This is a genomic window from Bradyrhizobium sp. RT6a (genome assembly GCF_040547675.1).
Taxonomy (GTDB): Bacteria; Pseudomonadota; Alphaproteobacteria; order Rhizobiales; family Xanthobacteraceae; genus Bradyrhizobium.
In genome coordinates this window covers 592,422-617,859 of sequence record NZ_JBEPQC010000004.1, presented here as the reverse complement: position 1 = coordinate 617,859, position 25,438 = coordinate 592,422, and the positions used below count along the sequence as shown (strand labels likewise).

Below are 25,438 nucleotides of genomic sequence, written 5' to 3'. Positions count from 1 at the left end.
AGGGTGGCTCGACGCGCAGCGGCGAGACGGGTGAGGGGTCTCTCTCCGCGCGCGCCTCTCGCAGTCGTCTTAGCCGATAGAGACCCCTCATCCGGCGCTTCGCGCCACCTTCTCCCACAAGGGGAGAAGGAAGAAGCCCGCCTTGCTAGGCGAGCGTACGCAACTCAAACTCGCCCGCCAGCACGCGCCACTGGAACAGCGGTGAGTCCTTCGGTGGCGACAGCTCCGGGGTCCAGCCTGACAGCTTCTCCACCACATACGTATCCATCACAAGACCGCGCCAGCGTCGTTCGACCTGGCCGAGTTGCTCGCGCTTGGCGGGGATGATCTCCCACAGCGGCGAACGATTGTCCGGCTCGCGTCCGACATAGATGCCGGCGTGCCCCCGGATCCGGTCCAGGCCGGGATCGCGAAAGTCCTGGAAGCGGCCGCGCTCGTTGATCTCGATCACGGGCACGCGGCCCCTGAACAGCCAGCGCATCATGGCATAGGTGCGATAGTCCGTCGTGGCGATCCAGGTCGCGCCGGTTTCGTCCAATGCGGCCTGTGCGCGCGCGGCGACCTGCTCGTAGCCGGACTCGGCACCGATCGGATCGATCTTGCCGAGCAAATTCCAGGGCGTGGCGACGTAATAGAGGAACACGACCACGACAAAAGCGATTCCCGAGACCACCGCCGTATTGGCCCAGAACAGCGACGACCTGATCATTCGCGCCGACCACTTCTCACGCGGCAGCATGGTGAGGTTGATAGCGGCGGCGGCAAAGCCGACCGGCCACATGAACATCGGCCAGGTGTCGCCGACGCGGAGGGTCAGCGATTTCGCCAGGAAATAGAGAAACGGCACCAGCACCGCGGTCGACAGCAAAATCGCGACCGGCTCGCGCGTGCGATAACCGCGCCACGCCGTCAGCACCACCCCTGTGAGCACCACCGGCAGCATGACGAAGCCGACCAGTCCGAATTGCAGGCCGATGTAATCGCCGAAGGTGCGGAGCGAGAAGCCGTAGCTGGTGGTGGCGCGCACGCCCTGGAAGCGGATCGCGGCCCAGTCGTGCTGCACGTTCCAGATCAGGACCGGCGAGAACACGGCGATTGCGATCAGGACCGCTAGATACGGATAGGGGCTGCGCAGCCAGCGCCAGCGCCAATCCGGCACCAGCAGAAAGGCGGCAACCGCCGGCGCGAACATGATCACGGTGAATTTCGACAGCATCGCCAGCCCGGCGAACAGGCCGGCCGCGAGCCACCAGCGGCCGTCGCCGCCCTGCGCAAGCCGCGCCAGGCACCACATCATCGCCACCGCAAACGGGATCATGGCGACATCGGGCGCAACCTTGGCCATCAGCAGGCCGTAATAGAGCGCGGCCTCCGGCATCAGTACCGCGAGCACGACGGCGCGCACATCATGGGTGAGGCGGCGGACGATGTCGGCGAGCAGGAGCTGCGTCACCAGCATCGCGACGATGCCGCCGAAGCGCACACCGAGCGTGGTGTCGCCGAAGATCGCAGTGCCGAACCGGATCAGCCAGGCGATGCCGGGGGGATGATCCAGGAAGCTGAGCGCCGTCTCCTGCGACCACGTCCAGTAATAGGCCTCGTCCGTACGCAGCTCGATGGCGGAGGCGTAGACCATGCGCAGCAGCGTCATCGCAGCAATGATCGCCGCGGCCATGACGAGCGGCCGGCGCGCCGCGCCTACGGGGGGCATCGTGATGTCGGGAGCTGTCGTCACGGCGGCGCTTTTCGCCAACCTGGGAGGGGGAGTCAATGTTGAGGGAAGAAACCTGTCATCCCGGGGCGCGACGTAGTCGCGAGCCCGGGACCCATAGCCACAGGGAGTGGCGTGGCACGAGCTGATCGCCACGAGTCGTCGCCAAACCCGGTCCGGTGGCTATGGGTCCCGGATCGGCGCGCGCCTAGGGGCGCGCTTGTCCGGGATGACGTTGAGAGTGCGGCTTGCCGCGGATGTGATCCCGTAAGCTATCCACCGCCGGAATTAAACGCGGCGCTGGCTGTTCTCCTTCATGAACTGATACAACAGAATCATGGCCGCAACCGCATCCTCACGATTTTCCGAGCTTTCCCGCGCCATCAGCTTGCGCCAGCTGCGGCTGGTCTGCGGCGTCATCCTGTTCGCCTATGTCATCAGCCATTTCCTCAACCATGCGCTCGGCAACATCTCGGTCGATGCCATGGAGATCGGGGTCTACTACCACACGCTGTTCTGGCAGTTCCTTCCGGTTGCGATCGTGTTCTACACGGCGGCGCTGACCCATATGGGGCTCGGCATCTATGCGCTGTATCAGCGCCGGCAGTTCCGCTGGCGGACGGTCGAGCCGCTGCAGCTCGTGCTCGGCTTGAGCATCCCTGCCCTCGTCATGGGGCATGTGATCGGCGTAAGGCTGGGGCAGACGCTGTACGGACACCAGAAACTCTATCCGCAAGAACTCTATCTGTTCTTTGTCGCATCGCCAGGTCGGATCTGGACGATGACGATCCTGCTTCTCATCGCCTGGGTGCACGGCTGCATCGGCATCTATTTCTGGCTTCGCCTCAAACCGCTCTTCACGCGCGCGGCGCCCTATCTGCTCGCGGCGGCCGTGCTGATTCCGACGCTGTCGCTGCTGGGTGTCTACCAGGGTGGCCGTAGCGTCGAGATCGAGGCCGATGATGGGGAATGGCGGACGCATAATCTCACGCGCCGCCAGGTCGGCACGACGGCCGAGGCCACGACGCTCGACCGCATCACCGGCGGCCTCACCGCCGGTTATCTCGGATTGCTCGCTTTGGCGCTGGCCGCACGCGGCGTACGGGCCTTGCGCGAACGACGCGGTGGCATGATCGCGCTGTCCTACGGCAACGGCAAGACGGTGCGCGTCCCAAAAGGCCTCTCCGTGCTGGAGGCGAGCCTTCGCCACAATGTGCCGCATGCCAGCGTCTGCGGCGGCCGCGCCCGCTGCTCGACCTGCCGCATCCGCATCATCGGCGATCATGACGCCCTGCCCGAGCCGTCGCAGCGCGAGGCGTTCGTGCTCACCCGTGTCGGCACCAGCGACCCCTCGATCAGGCTCGCCTGCCAGCTGCGGCCGACGTCGGATCTCTCCTTCTTCCAGCTCTTCACCGCGCATACCCTGACAGCGAGCGCGCAGGCCTCGACGCCCGCCAGAATCGGCCAGGAGCGCTATCTCGTCAGCCTGTTCGTGGACATGCGCGGCTCGACACAGCTCGCCGAGAAGCGGCTGCCGTTCGACACCGTGTTCATCGTCAACCGCTTCCTCGGCGCCGTCTCGCAGGCCGTGATCGAGAATGGCGGCCAGCCAAACCAATTCGTCGGCGACGGCATGCTGGCGCTGTTCGGACTGAGTGCCGATCCGCAAGAGGCCTGCCGGCAGGCGCTAAAGGCCGCCGCCGGCATCGCCAGGCAAATCGACGAGCTGAACGAGCTCCTGAGCCACGATCTGCGCCAGCCGATCCGCTTCGGCATCGGCATCCACGGCGGCGAGGTCATCATCGGGGACATCGGCTATCGCGATCACATCGTCTTCACGGCGCTAGGCGATGCCGTCAACGTCGCGGCCCGGCTCCAGGACATGACCAAGACACTGGCCTGCGAAGCGGTCGTGTCGGAGGAAGTCCGCCGCACCGCCGGCCTTGCCGACGATGCGCTGCCGCAGCAGGAGGTCGCGATCCGCGGCCGCGACGAACCGATGGCCGTGCGCGTCGTCGCGGACGCCAGGGAGCTGTCGGCGCTCGTCGACCACGGCGAACGCGTCGCGGCGTAACACCGGCTTGCTGCAACGCAGCGGCATGGGCCTGCTGCGAAAGCACGAATTGACTTCATCCGAGTCGTTGCGACAGATGAGCGCGAGATCGCGGTGATGACCGCCATCAAACGAAAAGCTCCGGGAGGAGACCACATGTTCGATCGACGCGACCTGCTCAAAGGAGCAGGCCTTGCCGCTGTTGCGACCGCCCTGAACCCGACCAAGGCGCTGGCACTCGACACCGTCACCCTTCCCTTTGCCAATGGCGAACGGCCATTGGTGAAATATCCGCAGAAGCGGCCGATGATCGGCCTGACTAGCCGCCCGCCGCAGCTCGAGACGCCGTTCGCGGTGTTCAACGACGGCCCGATCACGCCGAATAACGCGTTCTTCGTGCGCTATCACCTTTCCGACCTGCCCTACAGTCTCGATCCCGACAAGTTCACGCTCGAGGTCAAGGGCAAGGTCGACAAGCCGCTCAAGCTGTCGCTGAAGGACATAAGGAAGATGAAGGCGACCGAGATCGTCGCCGTCAACCAGTGCTCCGGCAACAGCCGCGGCTTCCTGGATCCGCGCGTGGCCGGCGGCCAGCTCGCCAACGGCGCGATGGGCAATGCGCGCTGGCGCGGCGTACCGCTGAAGGCCGTGCTGGCGATGGCGGGCGTGCAGAGCGGCGCCAAGCAGGTCACCTTCAACGGCATGGACGGTCCGGTCAGCGACAAGACGCCCGACTTCGTCAAGGCGCTCGATATCGATCACGCCAGCGACGGCGAGGTGATGTTGGCCTATGGCATGAACGGCGAGGACCTGCCGTTCCTCAACGGCTTTCCGCTCCGCCTGATCGTGCCCGGCTATTACGGCACCTACTGGGTCAAGCACCTCAACGAGATCACCGTCGTCGACAATGTCTATGACGGTTTCTGGATGAAGTCGGCGTATCGCATTCCGGACACGCCGAACAATGCGGTCGAGCCGGGCACCGCGCCGAAGGCGACGATCCCGATCAACCGCTTCACCATCCGTTCCTTCATCACCAGCGTCCCCGACGGCGCCAAGCTGAAAGCAGGCGGCACCACGCTGCGCGGCATCGCCTTCGACGGCGGCAAGGGCATCAAGGAGGTCGCGGTCTCCACCGACGGCGGCAAGACCTGGACCGGCGCTAGGCTCGGCAAGGATCTTGGCAAATACTCGTTCCGTGAATGGACGCTGCCGGTGAAGCTCGCGGCGGGCTCCCACGAGCTCAAGGTGCGCGCCACCGGCAATGGCGGCGAAACCCAGCCGGATACGCCGCGCTGGAATCCGGCGGGCTATCTTCGCAACGTCGTCGAAACCGTCCGCGTCACCGTGGCTTGAGGGGAATGATCATGCAGCGCACCGTTTTCCTCGCCGTCTCGTTCGCCCTCGCCGCCGTGGTGGGTTCGGCTCTTGCAGCACCGGTCAATTACAAGACCCCCGATGAGGTCGCGGCGTTCAAGCCCGGGCCCAATCTCGAAGTGGTTCAGGGCAATTGCACGGCCTGCCACTCGTCCGACTACATCAACACGCAGCCGCCGATGAAGGACAGGAAAGGTTTCTGGCAGGCCGAGGTGACCAAGATGATCAAAGTCTATGGCGCCCCCATTGACGATGCCGATGTCGGCAAGATCGTCGATTATCTGGCCGCGACTTATTGACGGATGGCGCGCGGCGCGCGGACCAAGTGACCGCGAAACGGGCAAATCCGGCAAAAACGCCGCGAAGTTGAGCGGAATTCGGCGAAATGCCGATGTGGTTTGAGCTACCAAGCCAGCCACATTCCGCGTATCGTATTAGGACCGAACCGGCCGGTTGGCGGGGACTGGCGGTTCGAGATCTCGGAGGAAGACCCGCGGAGAAGTCGTGATGGCTAAAGGTACGGTCAAGTGGTTCAACCCGACGAAGGGTTATGGATTTATCCAGCCTGCGTCGGGCGGCAAGGATGTGTTCGTGCATATCTCGGCAGTGCAGAAAGCCGGTCTGTCGTCCCTGAACGAAGGACAGACGGTGGAATATGAAGAGATCGCAAACCGAGGCAAAAGCTCCGCAGAGAACCTCAAAGTATAAGCCCGCCAGCTGTTGCTAACTCCCGGATCGATCCGGGAGCCGGGCCAAGAAATTTCAGAAGACGGTCAGTGCATTCGACGACAGGCGTTGCGATTGCACACGGAAAACTATTTTGCCCGCGAAGACCGCCCGTTCGACGCCACAGCAATGACAATCGCGACAGCACTTCGTTAGTCCACCGGCAATGGTGCGTCGCGCTTGATCTCTTCCATCACCGCATAGGTTCGCGTTTCGCGCACGCCCGGCATCGACAGCAGGGTCTCGCCGAGGAAACGTCGATACGCGGTCATGTCTGCCAGCCGCGCCTTCACAAGATAGTCGAAGCCGCCGGCAACCATGTGACACTCCAGCACTTCGGGCGCGAGTTTCACCGCGCGCGCAAAACGCTCGAAATTGTCGGGCGTGGTCTTGTCGAGCAGCACCTCGACGAACACCAGGAGCCCGAGGCCGAGCCGGTGCGGGTTGAGCCGCGCGCCATAGCCTTCGATAAAGCCCTCTCGCTGCAAACGCTTCAGCCGCTCGCCGATCGAGGTCGGCGATAGCCCGATGCGTTCCGCGAGCTCGACATTGGCGATTCGCCCGTCTTGCTGCAAAATCGAGAGGATTCTCCGGTCGGTTCGATCTAATTCCATAGTTCATAAGGCCAAATGACTAGATGGCTTCATTTTCTAAGCCGAATGAGCTAAATTGTCTATCGAGCTAAGGTAGCGTGAGCATTATCCTGGATTGAAGCCACAGGACACGCCATGCCGAACGTTCCGCCTCCCTTCTCCGCAGCCTACGCGCCCGATGATGCCGACATCGCCGCGCGCCTGTTGCCATCTGCACATCTCGGCGCGCCGCAGGAGGCGCGGATCGATCGCACCGCGACCCGGCTGATCGAAGCGATCCGCAAGCGCGACGACCGGCTTGGTGGGGTCGAGGACATGCTGCGGGAGTTCGCGCTCTCGACCAAGGAAGGGCTCGCCTTGATGGTGCTGGCCGAGGCGCTGCTGCGCGTGCCGGACGCGCGCACCGCCGACCAGTTCATCGAGGACAAGCTCGGCGAGGGCGACTTCATCCACCACGAGACCAAGTCCACCGCCTTCCTGGTCAACGCCTCGGCCTGGGCATTGGGCCTCTCGGCACGGGTGATCCAGCCCGGCGAGACGCCCGACGGCACCATCGGCCGGCTGGTGAAGCGGCTGGGCGCACCGGCCGTGCGCACCGCCACGCGTCAGGCGATGCGGCTGATGGGCAATCATTTCGTGCTGGGGGAGACCATCGAGCAGGCCCTGGAGCGGGCCCGGCCGCGCTCCGGCGAGAGGCAGCGCTATTCTTTCGACATGCTCGGCGAAGGCGCGCGCACGGCCACTGACGCCAGGCGCTATTTCGACGCCTATGCCAGTGCGATCGAGACCATCGGCAAGGCGGCCGGCAACCATCCCCTGCCCGACCGGCCCGGCATCTCCGTCAAACTCTCGGCGCTGCATCCGCGCTTCGAGGCGATCAGCCGCGACCGCGTGATGGCTGAGCTGGTGCCGCAACTGCTGGACCTGGCGCAGCGCGCCAAGGCCCATGATCTCAACTTCACCGTCGATGCCGAGGAAGCCGACCGGCTGGAATTGTCCCTCGACGTGATCGCGGCAACGCTCGCCGATCCCTCGCTTGCCGGCTGGGACGGATTTGGCCTCGCGATCCAGGCCTATCAGAAGCGCGCCGGCGCCGTGATCGACTATGTCGATGCGCTAGCCCGCGCGCATGACCGCAAGCTGATGGTGCGGCTGGTCAAGGGTGCCTATTGGGACACCGAGATCAAGCGCGCGCAGGAGCGCGGGCTCGACGGCTACCCTGTGTTCACCCGCAAGGCGATGACGGATCTGAACTACGTCGCCTGCGCCCAAAAGCTGTTGAGCCTGCGGCCACGCATCTTCCCGCAATTCGCCACCCACAACGCGCTGAGCGTCGCGACCGTGCTGGAGCTTGCCGGTGAAAACGGCGGCTTCGAATTCCAGCGCCTGCATGGCATGGGCGAGGCGCTCTACGAGCAGCTCGCCAAGGACCACCCCGACATCGCCTACCGCACCTACGCCCCGGTCGGCAGCCATCGCGACCTGCTCGCCTATCTGGTGCGGCGACTGCTGGAGAACGGTGCCAACTCCTCCTTCGTGGCGCAGGCCTCCGATTACCGCGTGCCCGTTACGGCGCTGTTGCAACGTCCGGCGGATGCCATCGTCCGGCCGCAGCAGGCGGCCCATCCCAAGATTCCGCTGCCGGGCGATCTGTTCGCGCCGGAGCGGCGCAATTCACGCGGCGTCGAATTCGGCGCGCGAGCCGCGCTCGACCGGTTGCTGACCGACGTCAAGGCCGAGAGGATCGATCTCAAGCCGATCGCCGATGCAACGCCGGATCAGGCCAACGCGGCCGTGACGGCTGCGCGCGCGGGCTTTGCCGCCTGGAGCCGGACTCCGGCAGCCACGCGCGCGGCGGCGCTGGAGCAGGCAGCGCATCTTCTGGAGAACCGCGCGCCCCATTTCATCGCGCTGCTGCAACGCGAGGGTGGCAAGACGCTCGACGATGCGCTGTCGGAGCTGCGCGAGGCTGTCGACTTCTGCCGCTATTATGCCGCGCAGGGCCGCAAGCTCTTCGGCCACGACGTGGCAATGCGAGGCCCGACCGGCGAGAGCAATGCGCTGGCCATGCGCGGCCGTGGCGTCTTCGTGGCGATCTCGCCGTGGAATTTTCCGCTGGCGATCTTCCTCGGCCAGGTCACGACCGCGCTGATGGCCGGCAACAGCGTGGTGGCCAAGCCCGCGGAGCAGACCCCGTGCGTCGCGGTTGAGACGATACGGCTGCTGCACGAGGCCGGCATCCCCGCAAGCGCGCTCCACCTCGTCGTCGGCGACGGCCGCGTCGGCGCCGGGCTGACCGCGCACCCCGATATCGCCGGAATCGTCTTCACCGGCTCGACCGAGGTCGCGCGCAGCATCAACCGGGCGCTGGCGGCCAAGGACGGGCCGATCGTGCCGCTGATCGCGGAGACAGGCGGCATCAACACCATGATCGCGGATGCGACTGCGCTGCCCGAGCAGGTCGCAGACGACGTCGTCACCTCGGCGTTCCGTTCCGCCGGCCAGCGCTGCTCGGCGCTGCGGCTGCTGTTCGTGCAGGAGGACGTTGCCGACCGCATGATCGAGATGATCGCGGGCGCGGCGCGCGAGTTGAAGATCGGCGATCCGAGCGACGTCGCGACCCATATCGGCCCGGTGATCGATGTCGAGGCCAAGCAGCGCCTCGATGCGCACATCGCACGAATGAAGACCGAGGCGCGGCTGCACTTTGCCGGCAGCGCGCCGGAGGGCTGCTTCGTCGCGCCGCATATTTTCGAGCTTGGGGATGCCGGCCAGCTGACCTCGGAGGTGTTCGGCCCGATTCTCCACGTCGTGCGCTATCGTGCCGAAAATCTCGAACGCGTCCTGCAAGCCATCGAGCGCACCGGCTACGGGCTGACGCTCGGCATCCATTCCCGTATCGACGATACGATCGAGGCGATCGTCGACCGTGTCCAGATCGGCAACATCTACGTCAATCGCAACATGATCGGCGCTGTCGTCGGCGTGCAACCGTTTGGCGGCAACGGCCTGTCCGGAACCGGTCCGAAAGCCGGCGGCCCGCACTACCTCGCGCGCTTTGCGACCGAGCAGACCGTAACGATCAACACCGCAGCAGCCGGTGGCAACGCTGCCCTGCTCGCAGGAGATGAGTGAGGCGCGGCGAGGAGCGTTGCATCCCGCCGAAACATCGGTCTAATGCTGCCGTGACGTGGCCCTCGCCAATTCCAGCGCGCGGGAAACAACACGAGCGAGGGAGCGACGCCGCAATGGAAAAGGGCATTTTTGCAGGGCTCAAGGTGCTGGATTGCGCGAGCTTCATCGCAGCACCAGCCGCCGCGACCGTGCTGTCGGATTTCGGTGCCGATGTCGTCAAGATCGAGCCGCCCGGCGCCGGCGATCCCTACCGCAACCTGCCCAACATTCCGGGCTATCCGAGCAGCGAGCACAATTTCGCCTGGCTGCTTGAGGCCCGCAACAAGAAGAGCATCGCGCTCGACCTCTCAAAGCCCGAGGCGCAGGCCGTGCTCTACAAGCTGGTGGAAGAGGCCGACGTCTTCATCACAAACATGCCGCCGCCAGTGCGCGCCAAGCTCGGCATCACCTATGACCATCTCGCCCATCTCAACGACCGCCTGATCTACGCCTCCTTCACTGGCTATGGCGAAAAAGGCGAAGAGGCCAACAAGCCCGGCTTCGACAGCAACGCCTATTGGGCGCGCTCCGGCCTGATGGACCTCGTCCGCGCCGACACCGACACGACGCCGGCCCGCTCGGTCGCCGGCATGGGCGACCATCCCTGCGCGATGGCGTTCTACGGCGCCATCGTCACCGCGCTGTACCAGCGCGAGAAGACCGGCAAGGGCTCGCATGTCGCCTCCAATCTGATGGCGAACGGCGTGTGGGCCGCTAGCGTGCTGGCGCAGGCTAAACTCTGCGGCGCCAAGTTCGCCGAGCGGCGGCCGCGCGAACGCGCGTTGAATGCGGTCGCCAACCACTACCAGTGCAAGGACGGCCGCTGGCTGATCCTGTCGCTGCTGAGCGAGGAGAAGCAGTTTCCGACGCTGGCCAAGTGTCTCGGCCGCGAAGACCTCATCACCGATCCGCGTTTCGCCACCAAACCCGACCGCCACGCCCGCTCGGTCGAGCTGATCAAGATCTTTGACGAGACCTTTGCGAGCAAGGATCTCGCCGAATGGCGCAAGATCCTCGACGGCAACGGGCTGGTGTTCGGCATCGTCGGCATTCTGGACGACATCCCGAACGACAAGCAGATGCTCGACAACGAAGTTCTGGTACCGTTCGAGAACGACACCATGCTCACCATCTCCAGCCCGATCTGGATCGACGGCGCCAAGAAAGTGCAGCCGCGCAAACCGCCCGGCGTCGGCGAGCACAGTGACGAGATTTTGCGTGGCGCGGGATACGACGAGGCGGCGATCAAGCAGCTGCGGTCGCAGGGGGCGGTTGAGTAAGGAGCCGACGGCGGTGATACATTCACGCTGTCGTCCCGGCGAAGGCCGGGACCCATATCCCAGAGAGGAAGTTGTCGCCCAAGCCGACAACTCCGAGTCCTCGCCAAACCATATTCGGTGGCTATGGGTCCCGGCCTTCGCCGGGACGACCGTAGGGGGATAGCTTACTTCAACAATCACGGCCATCGCGAGGTCACATGCCCAGCTACCGCCTGCACTACTTCCCCGAATCCGGCAACAGCTACAAGCTGGCGCTGATGCTGACGCTTTGCGGCGAGAGGTTCGAGCCGGTCTGGACCGACTTTGGCGGCGGCGTCACGCGGACGCCGGAATGGCGCAAGAGCGTGAACGAGATGGGCGAGATTCCCGTGCTCGAAATCGACGGTGTGAAGATGACGCAGACCGCGCCTCTCCTGCTCAAGCTTGCCGAGCAATACGGGCGTTTCGGTGCCGAGACCGAGGAGGAAAAGTTCGAGCTGCTGCGCTGGCTGTTCTGGGACAACCACAAGCTCACCGGCTACATGGCAACCTACCGCTTCATGCGCGCGTTCACGCCAAACAACGACCCGCAGGTGCTGAAACACTTTCGCCGACGGCTCGAGGATTTTCTCGGCATTCTCGACGGTCATCTCCAGCACAATGAATTCGCGATCGGCATCAGGCCGACCGTCGCGGACGTCTCGATGATGGCCTATCTGCACTATCCGAGCGACGAGCACGGCTTTGATTTCGCGGAAAGCTATCCCGCCATCCACGCCTGGCTTGGCCGCATGGCCGCACTGCCCGGATGGAAGCCGGCTTACGAGCTGCTGCCCGGCAAGCGGATGACGAACTACGCCAAGTGAGGCGCCGACTACTTCAGCGCCAGCCAGCCGAGCGTGACCAGGATTCCGCCAATGATGACGACGACCGCGACCGCCCAGGTGCTGACGCGGATGCTGCCGCCGACCTGCTTGGCTTCTTCATTCTGCGCGATCTCGCGATTGCGCTCCTTGTTGGCTTCGCTGGAGTCCGTCATGGGTTATCCAAATCGGTTTGTTGGCTTTATCTTGCGCGTGATCTTTTCGGAAAACCGCTGCACACTTTTCCGGATCACGCGCTAACGCGTCTTGATGAAGCACATGCCGATGCGGCGCGAGGCCGCGGCAGCCTGACAGGTCAATCCTTTAGCACAGCTCCATGACGTAAAACTCCTGTCGGCCGATCCCGATCCCGCATTCTCCAGGGAACAATGCGCGCCCCAGCCGTCCTGATATTCGGTCCCGGCCAGCTCAGTGCTGCCGCGGGTCTGCGGTCGGCTGGCAAAACCGCGTGAGAAATCAGGACGTTTGCCTGCGGCCATCGCGGTCAGGATGTCGCGGCGGCGGACCTGGTCGCCAAGAAAATGCGGCGAGGCTTGCACGATGGTGGCATTGGACGGCTTGTCCGCAAGCCAATCGACGCCCGGAAAATGAAAGCCGCCGATGCCGCGGGTCTGGTGGCAGCCGGCGCAGGTGACGTCATTGAGGCGGCGCTGGAAGCCCGCGACCGAGCGGACGTTCAGCATGTCCCCGCGCGCAGCTTGCTTCAACGCACCAACTACGTCGTTCTCGGAGAAGACCGGCTCGCCTTGTCCCTCTCCATTGCCCTCCCCTTGCATCATCCCGAACTCCGGCTGCAACGGAGAAGCATCGAGGCCGGCTGGCGTCGGCACGATTGCACCCCTGGCCAGGAATTTCTCGGGGATCAGCACCGTGCCGCGGTCGAAGTCGCGAAGATGATCGGGCGCGAGCAGCCAATCCCTGAAGGCGCGCCGGAGATCATTGTCCGCGAGGATGCGATCGCGATCGATCTGGTTCTCCAGCGTCGATTCCTCGAACGTCTTTGAGGAAGCGTCGTACTTGAACACCTTGAGCAGATAGTCGGAGCGGAAATCGTGCAGTGCCGATTTCGCTGCAACCGAGATCTGAATGTTGGTCTCGATGCGATCGAGCATCGCATCGTAAGGATAGAAGCTGCTGCCGATCAGCCCCTGCCAGTCGCCATTGCCGAGCCAGCGTCGCGCGACCTCGGCGCAGGTGATCGGCTTGCCGTTCCTGTCCATCTGGCGCGCGTCGCGCGCCTTCATCACCAGATTGAACGTCATCGGCAGCCGCGTGGCGGTCGTGCCGCCGTCCGGTTTCGTGTCGAAATGCGCGAGACGATAGATCAGCCTGATCTCGCCGCAGGAGTCTTCCGAGACATAGGCCCGGTCCATCCGGTTGACGATACCGGCCAGCACGAAACGGGTGTCGCGGGATTTCAGATTGGACCGATCGAACAATTGTACGTCGAAGCCCTCGCCGACGCCGATGGTCTCGGTCGGATATGCCGCCTTCTGCCGGGCGACGTAGCGGTCGATCTCCGCGTCGATCGTGGGAGGAATCTCCTTGAGCTGGGACAACCACGAGAACATCAGATCGGTCGTCAGCGGAAAGTTCGCGTTCCCCTCCGGCCACAACAGGCGCGAGATCGTGAGTGCATCGTGCCGGTCGAGCTCGCGCAGAAGATCGGGATCGGTGATCGCCGTGCCGCGCGCCAGTTGCGCGTTCTCCGCGGCCAACGACGACAGGATGCCGCCGAGAAACACGGCGACGGCAACGAGAATTCGCAACGCGCGGCTCATGTCTCAGGTAACACCGCGCAGGGACGGCTATTCAAGCAAAAAGGCGCTTCACATGGTGGTGAAGCGCCTTTTCGGAAATCGGATAGCAGCCGCTCAGCGCGAGACGATCAGCCCCTTGCTGGTGACGACCACCCAGCGGCCGTCCTGACGGCGGATCGCATCGACCCGGCCGACCCCGGGGATGGGGTCGCCGGCATAGACCTCGTAGAGGCCACCGCGGCCCTCGATCAGCGCGCCGCCGTTGGAGACGTCGCGCAGCACCCAGCCTTCGACCGTCGGCAGCCGGCCGACCTCGGGCTTGGGTGCGGCGGGAGCCGGCGCAGCTGCGGCGGTCGCAACCTGGGTCGGCGCGATCGAGCCGGTGGTCTCCCTGGCGGGCACGGCGGCTGCGGCCTGGGCGGGAGCCGCCGGCGGGGTGGCACGGAGCTTGTCGACGGTCTCGGACAGCTTCGCGATTTTGGCCATCGGCTCGGCCTGCGCCTTCTCAAGCTTGTCGAGGCGGTCGTTGGTGCGGTTGAACTGGCCGAGGCCGGTCTTGGAGGTGTGCTCGACGTTGGCCTTGAGCGCGACGACATCGGCATCGATCCGGGCGACCGAGGATTCCAGCGCGCTGGTGTCGGCAACCTGGGCCGGCGCGGGGCTTGCGAAGTGCATCATCCCTGCGGTCGCGAGCGCGCCGCTGATGGCGCCGACACTGGCCGCAATCGCCACCACCGCAGCCATCGCCGACAGGCTGCGCTTGCCGCCGGCCTCGCGCGGCTCGTCCGACTTCACATGCGGGGCAAACTCTTCACGGTCCCAGGACCGCTCCACGGGTGCCATGACGATGAGCTTGCCGGGCTTTGGCTCGGACTTGGTCTCGGCTTTGGGCTCAAGTTTGGCCTCGAACTTGGGCACCTCGATCCTTGACGCCTCAATTTTTGGCGGCTCGATCTTGACCGGGTCGGGCTTCACTGGATCAGGCTTGGGCGGCGTCTCGTGGTCGGGGGCAATCGAAGGGGCCTCGATCCCCGCAGCCTCGACGGCCTGCGGCGCGGTCGCGGCGGCTTCGACGACGCCAGTATCCTGGACGGCCTGCTCGGCCATTGGTTCGCTCACGGCTCAAATACTCCAGTCTCGGTTGACCTTTTGGTAACTTTCATTGCTTGCGAATTCCTTACCTGCGGACCCGCTTACCAAAATTTTAGGAACTCATCCGGGGCCGAATTGGGCCGGGAACGTGGAACCGGTGTGGCGCTGTGCAACAAATTGTCAGCCGATGCTGCTCTGCGGCAGCCACGGCTCTCGCCGAACGGGCTGTTTGCCCGCCCCTGTTACCCCGCTAACATGACGGTCCTGTCAGCCAGAACGGCTGCAGACGGCCCTTGGGGGGTGTCATGACGATCGAGAAGTGCATCAACGAATTTGGCGTCGATGACATCATCTTCGAGGAAGGCTCGACCGGCCGCGAGCTGTACGTTGTCCTCGACGGCGAGGTCGAGATCGCCAAGATCAGCGGCGCCAGCAAGACCAGCATCATCAAACTCGGCAAGGGCGAATTCTTCGGCGAGATGGCCGTGATCGACGGCTCCGCACGTTCGGCGACCGCGATCGCGGCGGCACCGAACACCAAGGTGATGAGGGTCAACCACGCCCGCTTCGTCTATCTCGTCAGCCAGCAGCCGGCGTTTGCGCTGATGGTAATGGATGCGTTGTCGAAACGCCTGCGCGCCGCCAACGCGGTCAGCTACCGGGCGGCCCAATCATGAGCGACGGCAAGCCCACGGCCTTTCCGGTCCTGATGAAGAACGACACCTGCTCGCTGATCCAGGCTGCGGACGACGTCTACCAGATCCGCTTCTCCAATCGCGCCGCCAACGTCTATCTCGTGCGCGGCTCGGCGCGGACCATCCTGATCGATACCGGGCTGTCCTCGAACTATGCGGCGATGGTCGAATGCCTGAACTTTGCCGGCTGCCCGCCGGAAAAGATCGACATGGTGGTGCTCAGCCACGAGCATCTCGACCACATCGGCGCGGCCTGGCACTTCAACGAGCGCCGCACCTTCGTTGCCGCCCATCGCCTCGCCGCCAACAAGATCATGCTGCGCGACGACTTCTCGATGCTGCGAAAGATGTTCAACGAGCCGAACGTACCTGTTAATATCGACATCTGGCTCGAGGAAGGCAATCTGATCGACCTCGGCAATTTCCGTCTCAACGTCATGCACACGCCAGGACACACGTCGGCCTGCATCACACTGTTCGATCAGGACAAGGGGCTGCTGTTTGCCGCCGATACGCTCATGCCAGGCGGCGTGATGGGCGGCGTGTTCGGCTCCGGCAGCATCGCGGACTACATCGAATCGCTGGAGCGGCTCAAGGGATTGAACGCGAAGATCCTGCTTTCAGGCCACGGCCGGCTGTCGGACACGCCGCAGGAAGACGTGCGTATCGCCATCGCGCGGTCACACGGTCTACTGGAGGACACCGCACAATTGTTCGACGCGCTGGATGCACGCTCGAACTTCGAGCCGATCATGCAGTCGGTGCGGGATTTGAACAAGCTGGACGATTAGGTGGGCTTGCGGGCGTTGGTCCGCAAGGCAAAGCACCGAGGTCCCCACAACGTCGTCCTGGCGAAAGCCAGGACCCATACCGCGAGGTCCATCGGTGTACGCAGCAGGCGTACCGAACGATGAATCTTCGCCAAACTTCTCCCTGGGGTAATGGGTCCTGGCTTTCGCCAGGACGACAGCGGGACTCCGTCACCGCCTGCTTGTAGCGGCTACATCACCACCGGCGCATCCGGCAGCTCGTTCGGGTGCACTCCGCTTGGCGGGAAATGCCTTGCCAACTCTCGCGACACCGCCTCGATCCCGCCGATCGCGCCGCGCTCGAACTGCCCCGACCTGAACTGGACTTCCATCGCGTGGCAGATGCTCTCCCAACGCTCGCCACCGACCTTCGCATCGATACCGCGGTCGGCGATGATCTCGACATCGCGGTCGGCGAGCAGGAGATAGATCAGGACGCCGTTGTTGTGCGCGGTGTCCCAGATGCGCAGCTGCGAGAAGACGTCGAGCGCGCGCTCGCGCGCCGGCTGGTTGCGAAACAGCGGGCCGCCGTCGAGCGCGCCTTCGACCACGAAGCGAACCTGCCCGGAATGGCTGGCTTCGCCGCGCTTGATCGCCTGCTCGATGCGGTCGAGCACGCCCTTAGGGAACACCTGCTTGGCACGCCAATGGTGCTGGAGCAGATGCCGGGTGATGCGCCTGATGCTCATGACCTACCAGCTCCCCGAAGCACCGCCGCCGCCAAAGCTGCCGCCACCGCCACTGAAGCCGCCGCTCGACGACGACCCGCTGCTCCAGCCGCCGGATGACGAACCGCTCGACCACGAGCCGCGACGCGAGGACCCCGTGCCCGATCCTGCCCCAAACAGATCGGCAATAAACGTCAGGACAGCGCCGAGCAAACCGACGCCCAGTCCGATCACCGCAGAGCCGATCACGAACCAGGCGATGACACCAACGATCGCTCCGGTGATCCCTGAACCGAACAGCCGCCCGAACATTGAGCGCAGGATGCCGCCGATGACCAGCGGACCGAACAGCAGGAAGAAAAAAAGCGGCTCGATGTCGTTCCAATCCCCGAAATTCACGCTGCGCGAGGGCGTCGGCAGCGGCTCTCCATCGATGACGCGGATCATGCGATCGACCCCCGCCGTGATGCCGCCAGCGAAATCGCCACTCCTGAATTTCGGCGTGATGGCTTCATCGATGATGCGCCGCGACGTGACGTCGGTGAGCGCGCCCTCAAGGCCGTAACCGACCTCGATGCGCAAACGCCGGTCGTTCTTGGCCACGACGAGGATGGCGCCGTCGTCGACCTTCTTGCGTCCTATCTTCCAGGCCTCCGCAACGCGGATCGCGAACTGCTCGATCGTCTCCGGATCCGTCGTCGGCACGATCAGGACGACGAGCTGGCTGCCCTTGCGGGTCTCGAAGTCCTGCAGCTTTTGCGACAACGCGGCGATGTCTCCGCTGGAGAGCGTGCCGGTCTGATCGACCACGCGGCCGGTGAGCTGGGGTATGGCGACATCGGCTGCGGCGGGAAGCGCAAAGGTGAACAGGAGCGCGACTATGGCGGCAACACGCCACCACACACTCGGTGTCATCGCCCGGCGGGACCGGGCGATCCAGTATTCCAGAGACGCCGGCGGGATACGGTGAAGCCGCGGCGTACTGGATTCCCCGCTTTCGCGGGGAATGGCGGCGGTGGGCGGGGAGAAGCGCATGCGCAAAATAGCGCGCACTTACTTCGACGGCGCGGGTGCCGGATTGAAATCGACCTTCGGTGCGGTCGAGATTGCCTTCTCGTTCTCGACCGAGAAGTTCGGCTTCTCCTTGTAGCCGAACATCATCGCGGTGACGTTGCTCGGGAACGAACGGATGGTGACGTTGTAGTCCTGTACCGCCTTGATGTAGCGGTTGCGCGCCACCGTGATGCGGTTCTCGGTGCCCTCGAGCTGCGACATCAAATCCTTGAACAGCGCATCCGACTTGAGCTGCGGGTAGTTCTCGGTGACCACCAGCAGCCGCGACAGCGCGCCGGAGAGCTCGCCCTGGGCGGCCTGGAATTTCTGGAATGCGGCGGGATCGTTCAGCACCTCCGGCGTCGCCTGGATGCTGCCGACCTTGGCGCGGGCATTGGTGACGCCGAGCAGCACGTCCTTCTCCTGCTGCGCAAAACCCTTCACCGAGTTGACGAGGTTGGGCACGAGATCGGCGCGGCGTTGATACTGGTTCACGACCTCGGACCAGTTGGCCTTGATCTGCTCGTCCTCGCTCTGGATCGCGTTATAGCCGCAATTGGTGAGGCTCAACGAGGCCAGCGCCGCCAGCACGGTCAGGATCTTGCGCATCAAATTTCTCCCGGTGGAATCGGGCGCAAGCTACCAGATTGCATGCGCGAGATGCCAGACATCTTGCGTCCGGGCCGAGGCCGCCAAAAGCAGCCGATGTACGCAAGCCTCTTGCTTAATCCCGGCTGTAATAGTCAACTCAAGGGAACAATAAACCGGTTCGGGAACGCCAGGGGAACGCGATGAGCTCGTTCGAGACCATCCTCGTGGAGAGGCCGGAGCCGGCGATTGCCCGGGTCGTGATGAACCGGCCCGACGCGCGCAACGCGCAGAACCTGCAAATGACCTACGATCTCAACGCCGCCTTCGATGAGGCGGTGCAGGACGATACGGTCAAGGTCATCATTCTCGCCGGCAATGGTCCGCACTTCTCCTCGGGCCATGACCTGCGACCCGGCAGCAAGAATGAAGCAGGCGTGGATTTTCCGCCGATCGGAAATTGGGGCGGCTTCGCCGAATCAAACGCCCATGGCCGCTTCGCGCGCGAGCAGGAGATCTATCTCCAGATCACGCGGCGCTGGCGCAACCTCGCCAAGCCCACGATTGCAGAGGTGCACGGCAAATGCATCGCCGGCGGGCTGATGCTGGCCTGGGCCTGCGATCTCATCGTCGCCAGCGACGACGCGCAGTTCTGCGATCCCGTGGTCACCATGGGTGTCTGCGGCGTCGAATGGTTCGTGCATCCCTGGGAGCTCGGCCCGCGCAAGGCCAAGGAATTTCTGTTCACCGCAGACAGCTGGAGCGCGCAGGAGGCGCACCAGCTCGGCATGGTCAACCGGATCGTGCCGCGCGCGGAGCTTTCATCGCGCGTGCTGGAGCTGGCGCGCCGGATCGCATCAAAACCGTCCTTTGCACTGAAGCTGACCAAGGAGGCGGTGAATCGTTCGGTTGACGTCATGGGCCAACCGGCGGCAATCGACCAGGCCTTTGCGCTGCATCAGCTCTGTCACGCGCATAATCTTCAGGAATTCGGCATGGTCGTCGATCCATCCGGCCTGCACCCCTCCGTGCGCAAGCCGCCGGCGGCCGCGGACTAGACGGGATGGATCTCAATCTCACCGACGAGCAACGGCTGCTGCGCGAAAGCGCGGAGCGTTTCGTGGCCGAAAGCTACGATGCCGATCACCGCCGCAAGATGGCGAACGACCCGCTCGGCTTCAGCCCGGCGGTGTGGACGCAATTCGCCGAACTCGGCTGGCTTGCATTGCCGATCGCGGAGGAGTTTGGCGGGCTCGGCGGCAGCGCGGTCGAGATCGGCATTTTAATGGAAGCATTCGGCCGCGGGCTGGTGTCGGAGCCGTATGTCGCGACAGTCGTGCTTGGCGCTGCGTTGATCGAGCGATGCGGCAGCACGGCGCAGAAGCAGGCAATCCTGCCGAAGATCGCGGACGGATCGTTGAAGCTCGCGCTCGCGCATTCCGAGCGCGCGGCGCGGTTCGACCTTGCCAAGGTCGCAACCACCGCCCACAAGACGGCGCAAGGCTGGCGCCTTGCCGGCAACAAGATTGCCGTGCTTGACGGCCACGCCGCCGACGAGATCATCGTCTCTGCGCATATCCATGATCATCAGGGACCGTCGGCGCGGATCGGCCTGTTTTTGGTGCCGGCGACGACGCCAAATGTTGCGATCTCCGACTACGAGCGCCTCGGCGGCGGGCGGGCCTGCAACATCGTGCTGTCGGATGCGCAACTGCCGGAGGATGCGCTGCTCGGCAATGGCCACGACGCACTGCCGGCAATCGAATGGGCTGTTGACCGCGCCATGGCCGCGGTCGGTGCCGAGGCCGTCGGCATCATGCAGGTGCTGCTGGACACCACGCTGGAGTACACCAAAATCCGAAAGCAGTTCGGCCGGCCGCTCTCGGCCAACCAGGTGATCCGCCACCGCCTCGCCGACATGGCGGTGCAGGTCGACGAAGCGCGCTCGATGGCGCTGCGCGCCGCGCTGAAGGTCGATGCCGATCCGGTCGAGTGCGCGCGGGCCGCCTCCGGCGCGAAGGCGAAGATCGGCAGATCCGCGCGCTTCGTCGGCGAGCAGGCGATCCAGCTTCACGGCGGCATGGGTGTCACCGAGGAGCTCGAGGTCGGCGCCTATTTCAAGCGGCTGGTCGCGTTCGACACGCTGTTCGGCGGCAGCGCCCACCATTATGGCCGCCACGCCCGGCTTGGCCGCACCACCGTGCCGGCCTGATACAAGGACCGCATCATGGACCTGTCGTTCAATGCCGAGGAGCGCGCCTTCCAGGACGAGGTGCGCGGCTTCATTGCCAAAAATCTCACCGAAGAGATGAAGCGCGCGACTGCGCTGACGCCGTCGGTGTTCTCCGACCCCGATATCGGCATGGCCTGGCAGCGCACGCTGCACAAGCAGGGCTGGGGCGCGCCGGGCTGGCCGGTCGAGCATGGCGGTCCCGACTGGACGCCGGCGCAGCGCTGGATTTTCGAGACCGAAAGTGCGCGGGCCGGCGTGCCCAACGTCAACGTGATGGGCGTGAAGATGGTCGGCCCCGTCATCATCGGCTTCGGCTCGCCTGAGCAGAAGAACTTCTACCTGCCGCGCATTCTCTCCGGCGAAGATTATTGGTGCCAGGGCTATTCCGAGCCGGGCTCCGGCTCCGATCTCTCCTCGCTGAAGACGCGCGCGGTGCGCGATGGCGACGACTACATCATCAACGGCACCAAGATCTGGACCACGCATGCCCACCACGCCAACCGCATGTTCGCGCTGGTGCGCACCAGCGACGGCCCGCGGCAGCAGGATGGCATCAGCTTCATCCTGATCGACATGAAGACACCGGGCATCACGACCCGCCCCATCCTCACCATCGGCGGCGACCACGAGGTCAACCAGGTATTCTTCGACGACGTGCGGGTGCCCGTGGCCAACCGCGTCGGCGAGGAAGGCAAGGGCTGGACCTACGGCAAATATCTGCTCGAATTCGAACGCGGCTCCGGCATCGCCTCCGCAAAATTGCGCGAGGGGCTGAAGGCGATCGCGGATCTCGCCGAGTCCGACCTGACGGGGCGCGCGATCGACAGCCTCGATATCGCGACGCGCATCTCCGAGGTCGAGGTCGACATCGACGCGCTGGAGATGACCGAGCTGCGCGTGCTGTCGGCATTGCAGACCGGACAGAATCCCGGTGCGGTGTCGTCGATCCTGAAGCTGCGCAATAGCGAGATCCGGCAGGCCGTGACGCGGCTCGGCGCCGACGTGATCGGCCACGACGCCCTCGCGGTCGAGCCGATGCGCCCGCTTTACAGGCTCAACCATGAGCCGCCGATGCCGGACGAGATGCTGACTGTCGTGCCGGAATATCTCAACGGCCGCGCCTATACGATCTTCGGCGGCACCTCGGAGATCCAGCGCGATATCATCGCGAAGATGATGCTGGGAATTTGAGGGGTACCGGCGCTACATTCTCGCTGTCGTCCCGGCCTGGTGCGCCATTGCGCACGGGGGGCCGGGACCCATACGCCGTGACGAAGTTGTAGCACGAAGCTGGTCACCACCAGCCGTCGCCAAATTGGACTCGGTGGTTATGGGTCGCGGCCTTCGCCGGGACGACAATTGTGATTGTTGCGACGGCGCAGACTACAACTACCCCACCTTCGCGTCCCTGATCGCCTGCCAGATCTTCTGCGGCGTCAGCGGCGTGTTGAGCTGGGTGATACCGAGTTCGGCGAGCGCATCCATCACGCCGTTGGTGACGCAAGGCGGGCCGCCGATGGCGCCGGATTCGCCGCAGCCCTTGGCGCCGAGCGGATTGGTGCGGCAGGGCGCAGAGTCATCAAGCGTCACCACGATCGGCGGAACGTCGTCGGCGCGCGGGATGCAATAGTCCTGGTAGCTCGCGGTGAGCAGCTGGCCGTCGGCATCATAGGACACGCCCTCATACAGCGCCTGGCCGATACCCTGCGCGACACCGCCATGGATCTGGCCGGTGACCAGCATCGGATTCACGGCGACACCGACGTCGTCGACGGTGGTGTAGCGCACGACCTTGGAGACGCCGGTCTCGGGGTCGATCTCGACTTCGCAGATATGCGTGCCGTTGGGCCAGCTCGGACCATCCACTTCGCCTTCGGAATCGACGCTGAGTTTTGCGCCGCTCTCCTTCTCTGCAATATCGAACAGACTGATGCGGCGGTCGGTACCGACCACGGTGAGCATGCCGCCCTGGTACTCGATGTCCTCGATCGAGGTCTCCAGCACGCTCGCCGCCTTCTCGCGCGCCTTCTGGATCAGATCGTTGGAGGAGACCGCGACCGCCGTGCCGCCGACGAACAGCGAACGCGAGCCGACGCTGCCGAAGCCCGTCGCCAGATCGGTGTCGCCCTGGACCACGTCGATCTTGTCCATGGCAATGCCGAGCGTGTCGGAGATCATCTGGGTGTAGGTGGTCTGCAACCCCTGCCCCATCGCCATGGTGCCGGAATGCAGCACGACGCGGCCCTGCGCGGTCGCGTGCAGGCTGACCTTCTCGGTGTGAGCGCGGCCGCCGGTCCATTCGATATAGGAGGTGAGCCCACGGCCGTAGAGCAGGCCCTTCTTCTTCGCAGCCTTCTTGCGCGCGGCAAAGCCGTCCCAGTCGGCGAGCTTCACGGCACGGTCGAGCATGTGCGCAAAGGCGCCGGAATCGTAAACCTGCCCCGCCGCATTGGTGTAGGGCAGTTGCGCCGGCTTGATGTAATTCGCCTTGCGGATCGCGCGCGGATCCATGCCGATTTTTCGTGCGGCCGCGTCGAACAGGCGCTCGACGATGAACACGGCCTCCGGGCGGCCGGCACCGCGATAGGCACCGACCGGCGCGGTGTGGGTCATCACCGACTTTACCTCGAAATGCACCAGCGGCAAATCATAGACGCCGGTCTGCACGAACGGCCCCAGCACGAGCGGGATGATATTGCCTGCACCTGACGAGTAAGCTCCGGTGCAGCCGATCGAGCTGACGCGATAGGCCAGCACCTTGCCCTTCTCGTCGAGCGCGAAGGAAGCAGTCGAGGTCAGATCGCGGCCGTGGGTGCCACCGACGAATTCATCGGTACGGTCGCCGCGCCAGCGGATCTTCCTGTTCAGCTTGGTCGCAGCGTAAGCGACAATGCCGTCTTCGGGATAGAGACTGGTCTTCTGGCCAAAGCCGCCGCCCATGTCGCCGACCAGCACGCGCACGCTGTCCTTGGGACGCTTCAGCACGGCCTCGGCCAGCACGTCCCGGGTCGAGGCCGGCGTCTGCGACTGCACATGCAGCAGAAGGCGGCCGGTCTTCTTGTCGATCTCGGCAATGGTCGAGCGCGGCTCCATGGCCGAGGGCACCAGGCGCTGGCTGACGAGATCGAGCTCGACGGTATGCGCCGCCTTGGCAAAAGCCTCGTCCACCTTGGCTGCATCGCCGTAAGCCATCGCGCCGACGATGTTGTCGGGGGCCTCCGGCCACACCACGGGCGCGCCGGGCTTGACCGCTTCGACAGGATCGACCACCGCCGGCTGCACGTCATATTCGATTACGATCGCTTCGGCCGCGCTCTGCGCGTCGGCACGCGAGGAGGCCACCACGGCAGCCACGGCCTCGCCGGCATAGCGCACGATTTCGTGCGCCAGCAGGCGGCGTGGCGGCACCGTCATCGGCTTGCCGTCGGGGCGTTTAAAGATGCTCAGTGTCGGGATGACGCCGATGTCGTCCTTGACGAGGTCGGCGCCGGTGTAGACCGCGGTCACGCCGGGCATCGCAGTGGCAGCGGCAGTGTCGATCGAGACGATCTTCGCGTGGGCATGGGGCGAGCGCAGCAGGTACAACCACAGCGCGCCATCTTCCGGCTTGTCGTCGATGAACTGCCCCTTCCCGGTGAGCAGCCGCTGATCTTCCAAACGCTTGACGGGCTGCCCCGCTCCGAAACGCAAATTGCCGGGAAGAATGTTCATTCCGTGGGGTCCCTTAATCTCTCAAAAGCGGCTGCCTTTTAGCGGATCGAGGCATGCGAGGCCAGCCGCGGTTTTGGGCGGCATATCCACGATTTCGTCATGCCGGGCATAGGCGAGCGGAAGCGAAGCCGTCCTATCGGCGCCTAGCCCAGCTCGCGCAGGGCCGCCTCCACGACCTTGCGCGCATCGGCGGTGAGAGCGGCCTGCGGCGGGACGGGATCGCCGACGTCGTAGCCCTGGATAGCCAACCCGGCCTTGATGCAGGCCGCCAGATTGAAGCGGGCAAAAGCCTCGTTGATGCGCCACAGCCTGCGCTGGAGCGCCATGGCCTCGTCCCACCGGCCGGCCTTGCAGAGGTCGTAGAGCGCGACGCTCTGGCGCGGAATGATGCAGGCCGGGCCCGCCATCCAGCCGAGCCCGCCGATCAGCATCACCGCGGCTGGGATGTGGGCGGAGGCCGAGAACACCCGCAAGGCATCGCCGCAGCGGTTCATGATCGAGAGCAGCCGGCCGGTGTTGGTCGAGGCGTCCTTGATGTAGCCGATGCGCGGATGTTCGGCGAGACGCGCGATGACGTCGAGGGTGAGATCGGAGCGCTGGAATTGCGGATTGGTGTAGATGACGACGGGGATGTCCACGGCATCCGCAATGGCGCGAAAATAGGATTCGATTTGGGCATCGGCGAGCGGGAAATACGCTTCCAGGATCGCCAGAATGCCGTCGGCGCCGAGCTTCTGATACGCTTTCGCCTGCGCCACCGCGTCAGCCGTCGAGGTGGAGGCGACGCCCGCAACCACAGGCACACGTCCCTTTGCCGCCTCGATCGTGGTCTGCACCACCGCGGTGCGTTGGGCGGCGTTGAGATAGGCGAACTCGCCGGTCGAGCCGAGCGGGGTCAGACCGTGGACACCGGCGCCGATCAGATCGTCGCAGAGCCTTGCGAGCACGTTCGTGCGCACCGCGCCATCGGCAGCGACGGGCGAGACGAGATAAGGGAAGACGCCGCGAAAATCGGACATGTCAGCTGTGAATCCCGGAAACTGGCTAGCGCC

The 25,438-nt window shown here is 64.6% G+C and carries 22 protein-coding genes; 12 read left to right on the top strand and 10 right to left on the bottom strand.

Going from position 1 to position 25,438, the window contains the following annotated elements; genetic code table 11:
• Positions 1 to 145: 145 nt before the first annotated feature.
• Positions 146 to 1,711 (bottom strand): glycosyltransferase family 39 protein, encoded by a 1,566-nt coding sequence (locus ABIC03_RS24780; RefSeq protein ID WP_354062026.1) that lies wholly within the window; start codon positions 1,709 to 1,711, stop codon positions 146 to 148.
• 337 nt (positions 1,712 to 2,048) lie between these two features.
• Between ABIC03_RS24780 and ABIC03_RS24775 the strand changes: the two genes are divergently transcribed.
• The 4 genes from ABIC03_RS24775 to ABIC03_RS24760 all read left to right on the top strand — a co-directional run bounded on the left by ABIC03_RS24775 (position 2,049) and on the right by ABIC03_RS24760 (position 5,849).
• Positions 2,049 to 3,785 (top strand): adenylate/guanylate cyclase domain-containing protein, encoded by a 1,737-nt coding sequence (locus ABIC03_RS24775; RefSeq protein WP_275173635.1) that lies wholly within the window; start codon positions 2,049 to 2,051, stop codon positions 3,783 to 3,785.
• A gap of 135 nt (positions 3,786 to 3,920) precedes the next feature.
• Positions 3,921 to 5,120 (top strand): SorA family sulfite dehydrogenase catalytic subunit, encoded by a 1,200-nt coding sequence (gene sorA, locus ABIC03_RS24770; RefSeq protein ID WP_275173634.1) that lies wholly within the window; start codon positions 3,921 to 3,923, stop codon positions 5,118 to 5,120.
• Between the two features lie 11 nt (positions 5,121 to 5,131).
• Positions 5,132 to 5,440, top strand: a complete 309-nt coding sequence (sorB, locus tag ABIC03_RS24765) for a SorB family sulfite dehydrogenase c-type cytochrome subunit (protein WP_275173633.1) — start codon at positions 5,132 to 5,134, stop codon at positions 5,438 to 5,440.
• Positions 5,441 to 5,648: 208 nt separating this feature from the next.
• Positions 5,649 to 5,849, top strand: coding sequence for a cold-shock protein (locus ABIC03_RS24760; protein WP_007596519.1), 201 nt, complete (start codon positions 5,649 to 5,651; stop codon positions 5,847 to 5,849).
• Positions 5,850 to 6,019: 170 nt separating this feature from the next.
• Here ABIC03_RS24760 and ABIC03_RS24755 read toward each other — a convergent pair whose 3' ends face one another.
• Complete coding sequence (locus ABIC03_RS24755) at positions 6,020 to 6,481, bottom strand: Lrp/AsnC ligand binding domain-containing protein (RefSeq protein ID WP_275173632.1); 462 nt, start codon at positions 6,479 to 6,481, stop codon at positions 6,020 to 6,022.
• A 114-nt stretch (positions 6,482 to 6,595) separates the two neighbouring features.
• Here ABIC03_RS24755 and putA point away from each other — a divergent pair, with 114 nt between their 5' ends.
• The 3 genes from putA to ABIC03_RS24740 all read left to right on the top strand — a co-directional run bounded on the left by putA (position 6,596) and on the right by ABIC03_RS24740 (position 11,759).
• The gene (gene putA, locus ABIC03_RS24750) at positions 6,596 to 9,595 is read left to right on the top strand and encodes a bifunctional proline dehydrogenase/L-glutamate gamma-semialdehyde dehydrogenase PutA (protein ID WP_354061798.1); all 3,000 of its coding nucleotides are present in this window, start codon (positions 6,596 to 6,598) and stop codon (positions 9,593 to 9,595) included.
• A 113-nt stretch (positions 9,596 to 9,708) separates the two neighbouring features.
• Positions 9,709 to 10,914, top strand: a complete 1,206-nt coding sequence (locus ABIC03_RS24745; RefSeq protein ID WP_354061796.1) for a CaiB/BaiF CoA transferase family protein — start codon at positions 9,709 to 9,711, stop codon at positions 10,912 to 10,914.
• Positions 10,915 to 11,111: 197 nt separating this feature from the next.
• Positions 11,112 to 11,759 (top strand): glutathione S-transferase family protein, encoded by a 648-nt coding sequence (locus ABIC03_RS24740; protein WP_354061794.1) that lies wholly within the window; start codon positions 11,112 to 11,114, stop codon positions 11,757 to 11,759.
• Between the two features lie 8 nt (positions 11,760 to 11,767).
• On the opposite strand, the gene ABIC03_RS24735 is transcribed toward ABIC03_RS24740, so the two are convergent.
• From ABIC03_RS24735 to ABIC03_RS24725, 3 genes are all read right to left on the bottom strand, one after another.
• Positions 11,768 to 11,932 (bottom strand): hypothetical protein, encoded by a 165-nt coding sequence (locus tag ABIC03_RS24735; RefSeq protein WP_354061792.1) that lies wholly within the window; start codon positions 11,930 to 11,932, stop codon positions 11,768 to 11,770.
• 81 nt (positions 11,933 to 12,013) lie between these two features.
• On the bottom strand, positions 12,014 to 13,558 hold the full coding sequence (locus ABIC03_RS24730; RefSeq protein ID WP_354061790.1) for a hypothetical protein: 1,545 nt from the start codon (positions 13,556 to 13,558) through the stop codon (positions 12,014 to 12,016).
• A 93-nt stretch (positions 13,559 to 13,651) separates the two neighbouring features.
• Complete coding sequence (locus ABIC03_RS24725; protein WP_354062024.1) at positions 13,652 to 14,644, bottom strand: hypothetical protein; 993 nt, start codon at positions 14,642 to 14,644, stop codon at positions 13,652 to 13,654.
• Positions 14,645 to 14,934: 290 nt separating this feature from the next.
• Here ABIC03_RS24725 and ABIC03_RS24720 point away from each other — a divergent pair, with 290 nt between their 5' ends.
• Together ABIC03_RS24720 and ABIC03_RS24715 are read left to right on the top strand one after the other, a co-directional pair.
• Complete coding sequence (locus ABIC03_RS24720) at positions 14,935 to 15,306, top strand: Crp/Fnr family transcriptional regulator (protein ID WP_035974430.1); 372 nt, start codon at positions 14,935 to 14,937, stop codon at positions 15,304 to 15,306.
• Positions 15,303 to 16,115 carry an MBL fold metallo-hydrolase gene (locus tag ABIC03_RS24715; protein ID WP_275173626.1) on the top strand — a complete coding sequence of 271 codons (813 nt, stop codon included), beginning with the start codon at positions 15,303 to 15,305 and terminating at the stop codon, positions 16,113 to 16,115. Before ABIC03_RS24720 ends, ABIC03_RS24715 begins: the two co-directional genes overlap by 4 nt.
• A 209-nt stretch (positions 16,116 to 16,324) precedes the next feature.
• On the opposite strand, the gene ABIC03_RS24710 is transcribed toward ABIC03_RS24715, so the two are convergent.
• The 3 genes from ABIC03_RS24710 to ABIC03_RS24700 all read right to left on the bottom strand — a co-directional run bounded on the left by ABIC03_RS24710 (position 16,325) and on the right by ABIC03_RS24700 (position 18,463).
• Positions 16,325 to 16,822, bottom strand: a complete 498-nt coding sequence (locus tag ABIC03_RS24710) for a TPM domain-containing protein (RefSeq protein WP_354061787.1) — start codon at positions 16,820 to 16,822, stop codon at positions 16,325 to 16,327.
• Positions 16,823 to 16,825: 3 nt separating this feature from the next.
• Positions 16,826 to 17,716 carry a TPM domain-containing protein gene (locus ABIC03_RS24705; RefSeq protein ID WP_354061785.1) on the bottom strand — a complete coding sequence of 297 codons (891 nt, stop codon included), beginning with the start codon at positions 17,714 to 17,716 and terminating at the stop codon, positions 16,826 to 16,828.
• Positions 17,717 to 17,854: 138 nt separating this feature from the next.
• Positions 17,855 to 18,463 (bottom strand): LemA family protein, encoded by a 609-nt coding sequence (locus ABIC03_RS24700; RefSeq protein ID WP_275173623.1) that lies wholly within the window; start codon positions 18,461 to 18,463, stop codon positions 17,855 to 17,857.
• A 182-nt stretch (positions 18,464 to 18,645) separates the two neighbouring features.
• Between ABIC03_RS24700 and ABIC03_RS24695 the strand changes: the two genes are divergently transcribed.
• From ABIC03_RS24695 to ABIC03_RS24685, 3 genes are read left to right on the top strand one after another with little or no spacing between them, the layout of a single operon-like run.
• Positions 18,646 to 19,500, top strand: coding sequence for an enoyl-CoA hydratase (locus ABIC03_RS24695; RefSeq protein ID WP_354061783.1), 855 nt, complete (start codon positions 18,646 to 18,648; stop codon positions 19,498 to 19,500).
• 5 nt (positions 19,501 to 19,505) lie between these two features.
• Positions 19,506 to 20,654, top strand: a complete 1,149-nt coding sequence (locus ABIC03_RS24690) for an acyl-CoA dehydrogenase family protein (RefSeq protein ID WP_354061781.1) — start codon at positions 19,506 to 19,508, stop codon at positions 20,652 to 20,654.
• Positions 20,655 to 20,669: 15 nt separating this feature from the next.
• A complete protein-coding gene (locus tag ABIC03_RS24685) occupies positions 20,670 to 21,866 on the top strand; it encodes an acyl-CoA dehydrogenase family protein (RefSeq protein WP_275173620.1) in 1,197 nt (398 codons plus the stop codon).
• Between the two features lie 198 nt (positions 21,867 to 22,064).
• Here ABIC03_RS24685 and ABIC03_RS24680 read toward each other — a convergent pair whose 3' ends face one another.
• The gene (locus ABIC03_RS24680) at positions 22,065 to 24,386 is read right to left on the bottom strand and encodes a xanthine dehydrogenase family protein molybdopterin-binding subunit (protein ID WP_354061779.1); all 2,322 of its coding nucleotides are present in this window, start codon (positions 24,384 to 24,386) and stop codon (positions 22,065 to 22,067) included.
• 143 nt (positions 24,387 to 24,529) lie between these two features.
• Positions 24,530 to 25,405 carry a dihydrodipicolinate synthase family protein gene (locus ABIC03_RS24675; RefSeq protein ID WP_354061777.1) on the bottom strand — a complete coding sequence of 292 codons (876 nt, stop codon included), beginning with the start codon at positions 25,403 to 25,405 and terminating at the stop codon, positions 24,530 to 24,532.
• Positions 25,406 to 25,438 lie beyond the last annotated feature (33 nt).

Bases quoted from the DNA above. Each gene is read 5' to 3' on its own strand.
- ABIC03_RS24685 (WP_275173620.1), top strand. From the start codon at position 20,670: ATGGACCTGTCGTTCAATGCCGAGGAGCGCGCCTTCCAGGACGAGGTG.
- putA (WP_354061798.1), top strand. From the start codon at position 6,596: ATGCCGAACGTTCCGCCTCCCTTCTCCGCAGCCTACGCGCCCGATGAT.
- ABIC03_RS24760 (WP_007596519.1), top strand. From the start codon at position 5,649: ATGGCTAAAGGTACGGTCAAGTGGTTCAACCCGACGAAGGGTTATGGA.
- sorB (WP_275173633.1), top strand. From the start codon at position 5,132: ATGCAGCGCACCGTTTTCCTCGCCGTCTCGTTCGCCCTCGCCGCCGTG.
- ABIC03_RS24740 (WP_354061794.1), top strand. From the start codon at position 11,112: ATGCCCAGCTACCGCCTGCACTACTTCCCCGAATCCGGCAACAGCTAC.
- ABIC03_RS24730 (WP_354061790.1), bottom strand. From the start codon at position 13,558: ATGAGCCGCGCGTTGCGAATTCTCGTTGCCGTCGCCGTGTTTCTCGGC.
- ABIC03_RS24705 (WP_354061785.1), bottom strand. From the start codon at position 17,716: ATGACACCGAGTGTGTGGTGGCGTGTTGCCGCCATAGTCGCGCTCCTG.
- ABIC03_RS24725 (WP_354062024.1), bottom strand. From the start codon at position 14,644: ATGGCCGAGCAGGCCGTCCAGGATACTGGCGTCGTCGAAGCCGCCGCG.
- ABIC03_RS24700 (WP_275173623.1), bottom strand. From the start codon at position 18,463: ATGCGCAAGATCCTGACCGTGCTGGCGGCGCTGGCCTCGTTGAGCCTC.
- ABIC03_RS24735 (WP_354061792.1), bottom strand. From the start codon at position 11,932: ATGACGGACTCCAGCGAAGCCAACAAGGAGCGCAATCGCGAGATCGCG.
- ABIC03_RS24720 (WP_035974430.1), top strand. From the start codon at position 14,935: ATGACGATCGAGAAGTGCATCAACGAATTTGGCGTCGATGACATCATC.
- sorA (WP_275173634.1), top strand. From the start codon at position 3,921: ATGTTCGATCGACGCGACCTGCTCAAAGGAGCAGGCCTTGCCGCTGTT.
- ABIC03_RS24680 (WP_354061779.1), bottom strand. From the start codon at position 24,386: ATGAACATTCTTCCCGGCAATTTGCGTTTCGGAGCGGGGCAGCCCGTC.
- ABIC03_RS24715 (WP_275173626.1), top strand. From the start codon at position 15,303: ATGAGCGACGGCAAGCCCACGGCCTTTCCGGTCCTGATGAAGAACGAC.
- ABIC03_RS24775 (WP_275173635.1), top strand. From the start codon at position 2,049: ATGGCCGCAACCGCATCCTCACGATTTTCCGAGCTTTCCCGCGCCATC.
- ABIC03_RS24745 (WP_354061796.1), top strand. From the start codon at position 9,709: ATGGAAAAGGGCATTTTTGCAGGGCTCAAGGTGCTGGATTGCGCGAGC.
- ABIC03_RS24695 (WP_354061783.1), top strand. From the start codon at position 18,646: ATGAGCTCGTTCGAGACCATCCTCGTGGAGAGGCCGGAGCCGGCGATT.
- ABIC03_RS24780 (WP_354062026.1), bottom strand. From the start codon at position 1,711: ATGCCCCCCGTAGGCGCGGCGCGCCGGCCGCTCGTCATGGCCGCGGCG.
- ABIC03_RS24690 (WP_354061781.1), top strand. From the start codon at position 19,506: ATGGATCTCAATCTCACCGACGAGCAACGGCTGCTGCGCGAAAGCGCG.
- ABIC03_RS24675 (WP_354061777.1), bottom strand. From the start codon at position 25,405: ATGTCCGATTTTCGCGGCGTCTTCCCTTATCTCGTCTCGCCCGTCGCT.
- ABIC03_RS24710 (WP_354061787.1), bottom strand. From the start codon at position 16,822: ATGAGCATCAGGCGCATCACCCGGCATCTGCTCCAGCACCATTGGCGT.
- ABIC03_RS24755 (WP_275173632.1), bottom strand. From the start codon at position 6,481: ATGGAATTAGATCGAACCGACCGGAGAATCCTCTCGATTTTGCAGCAA.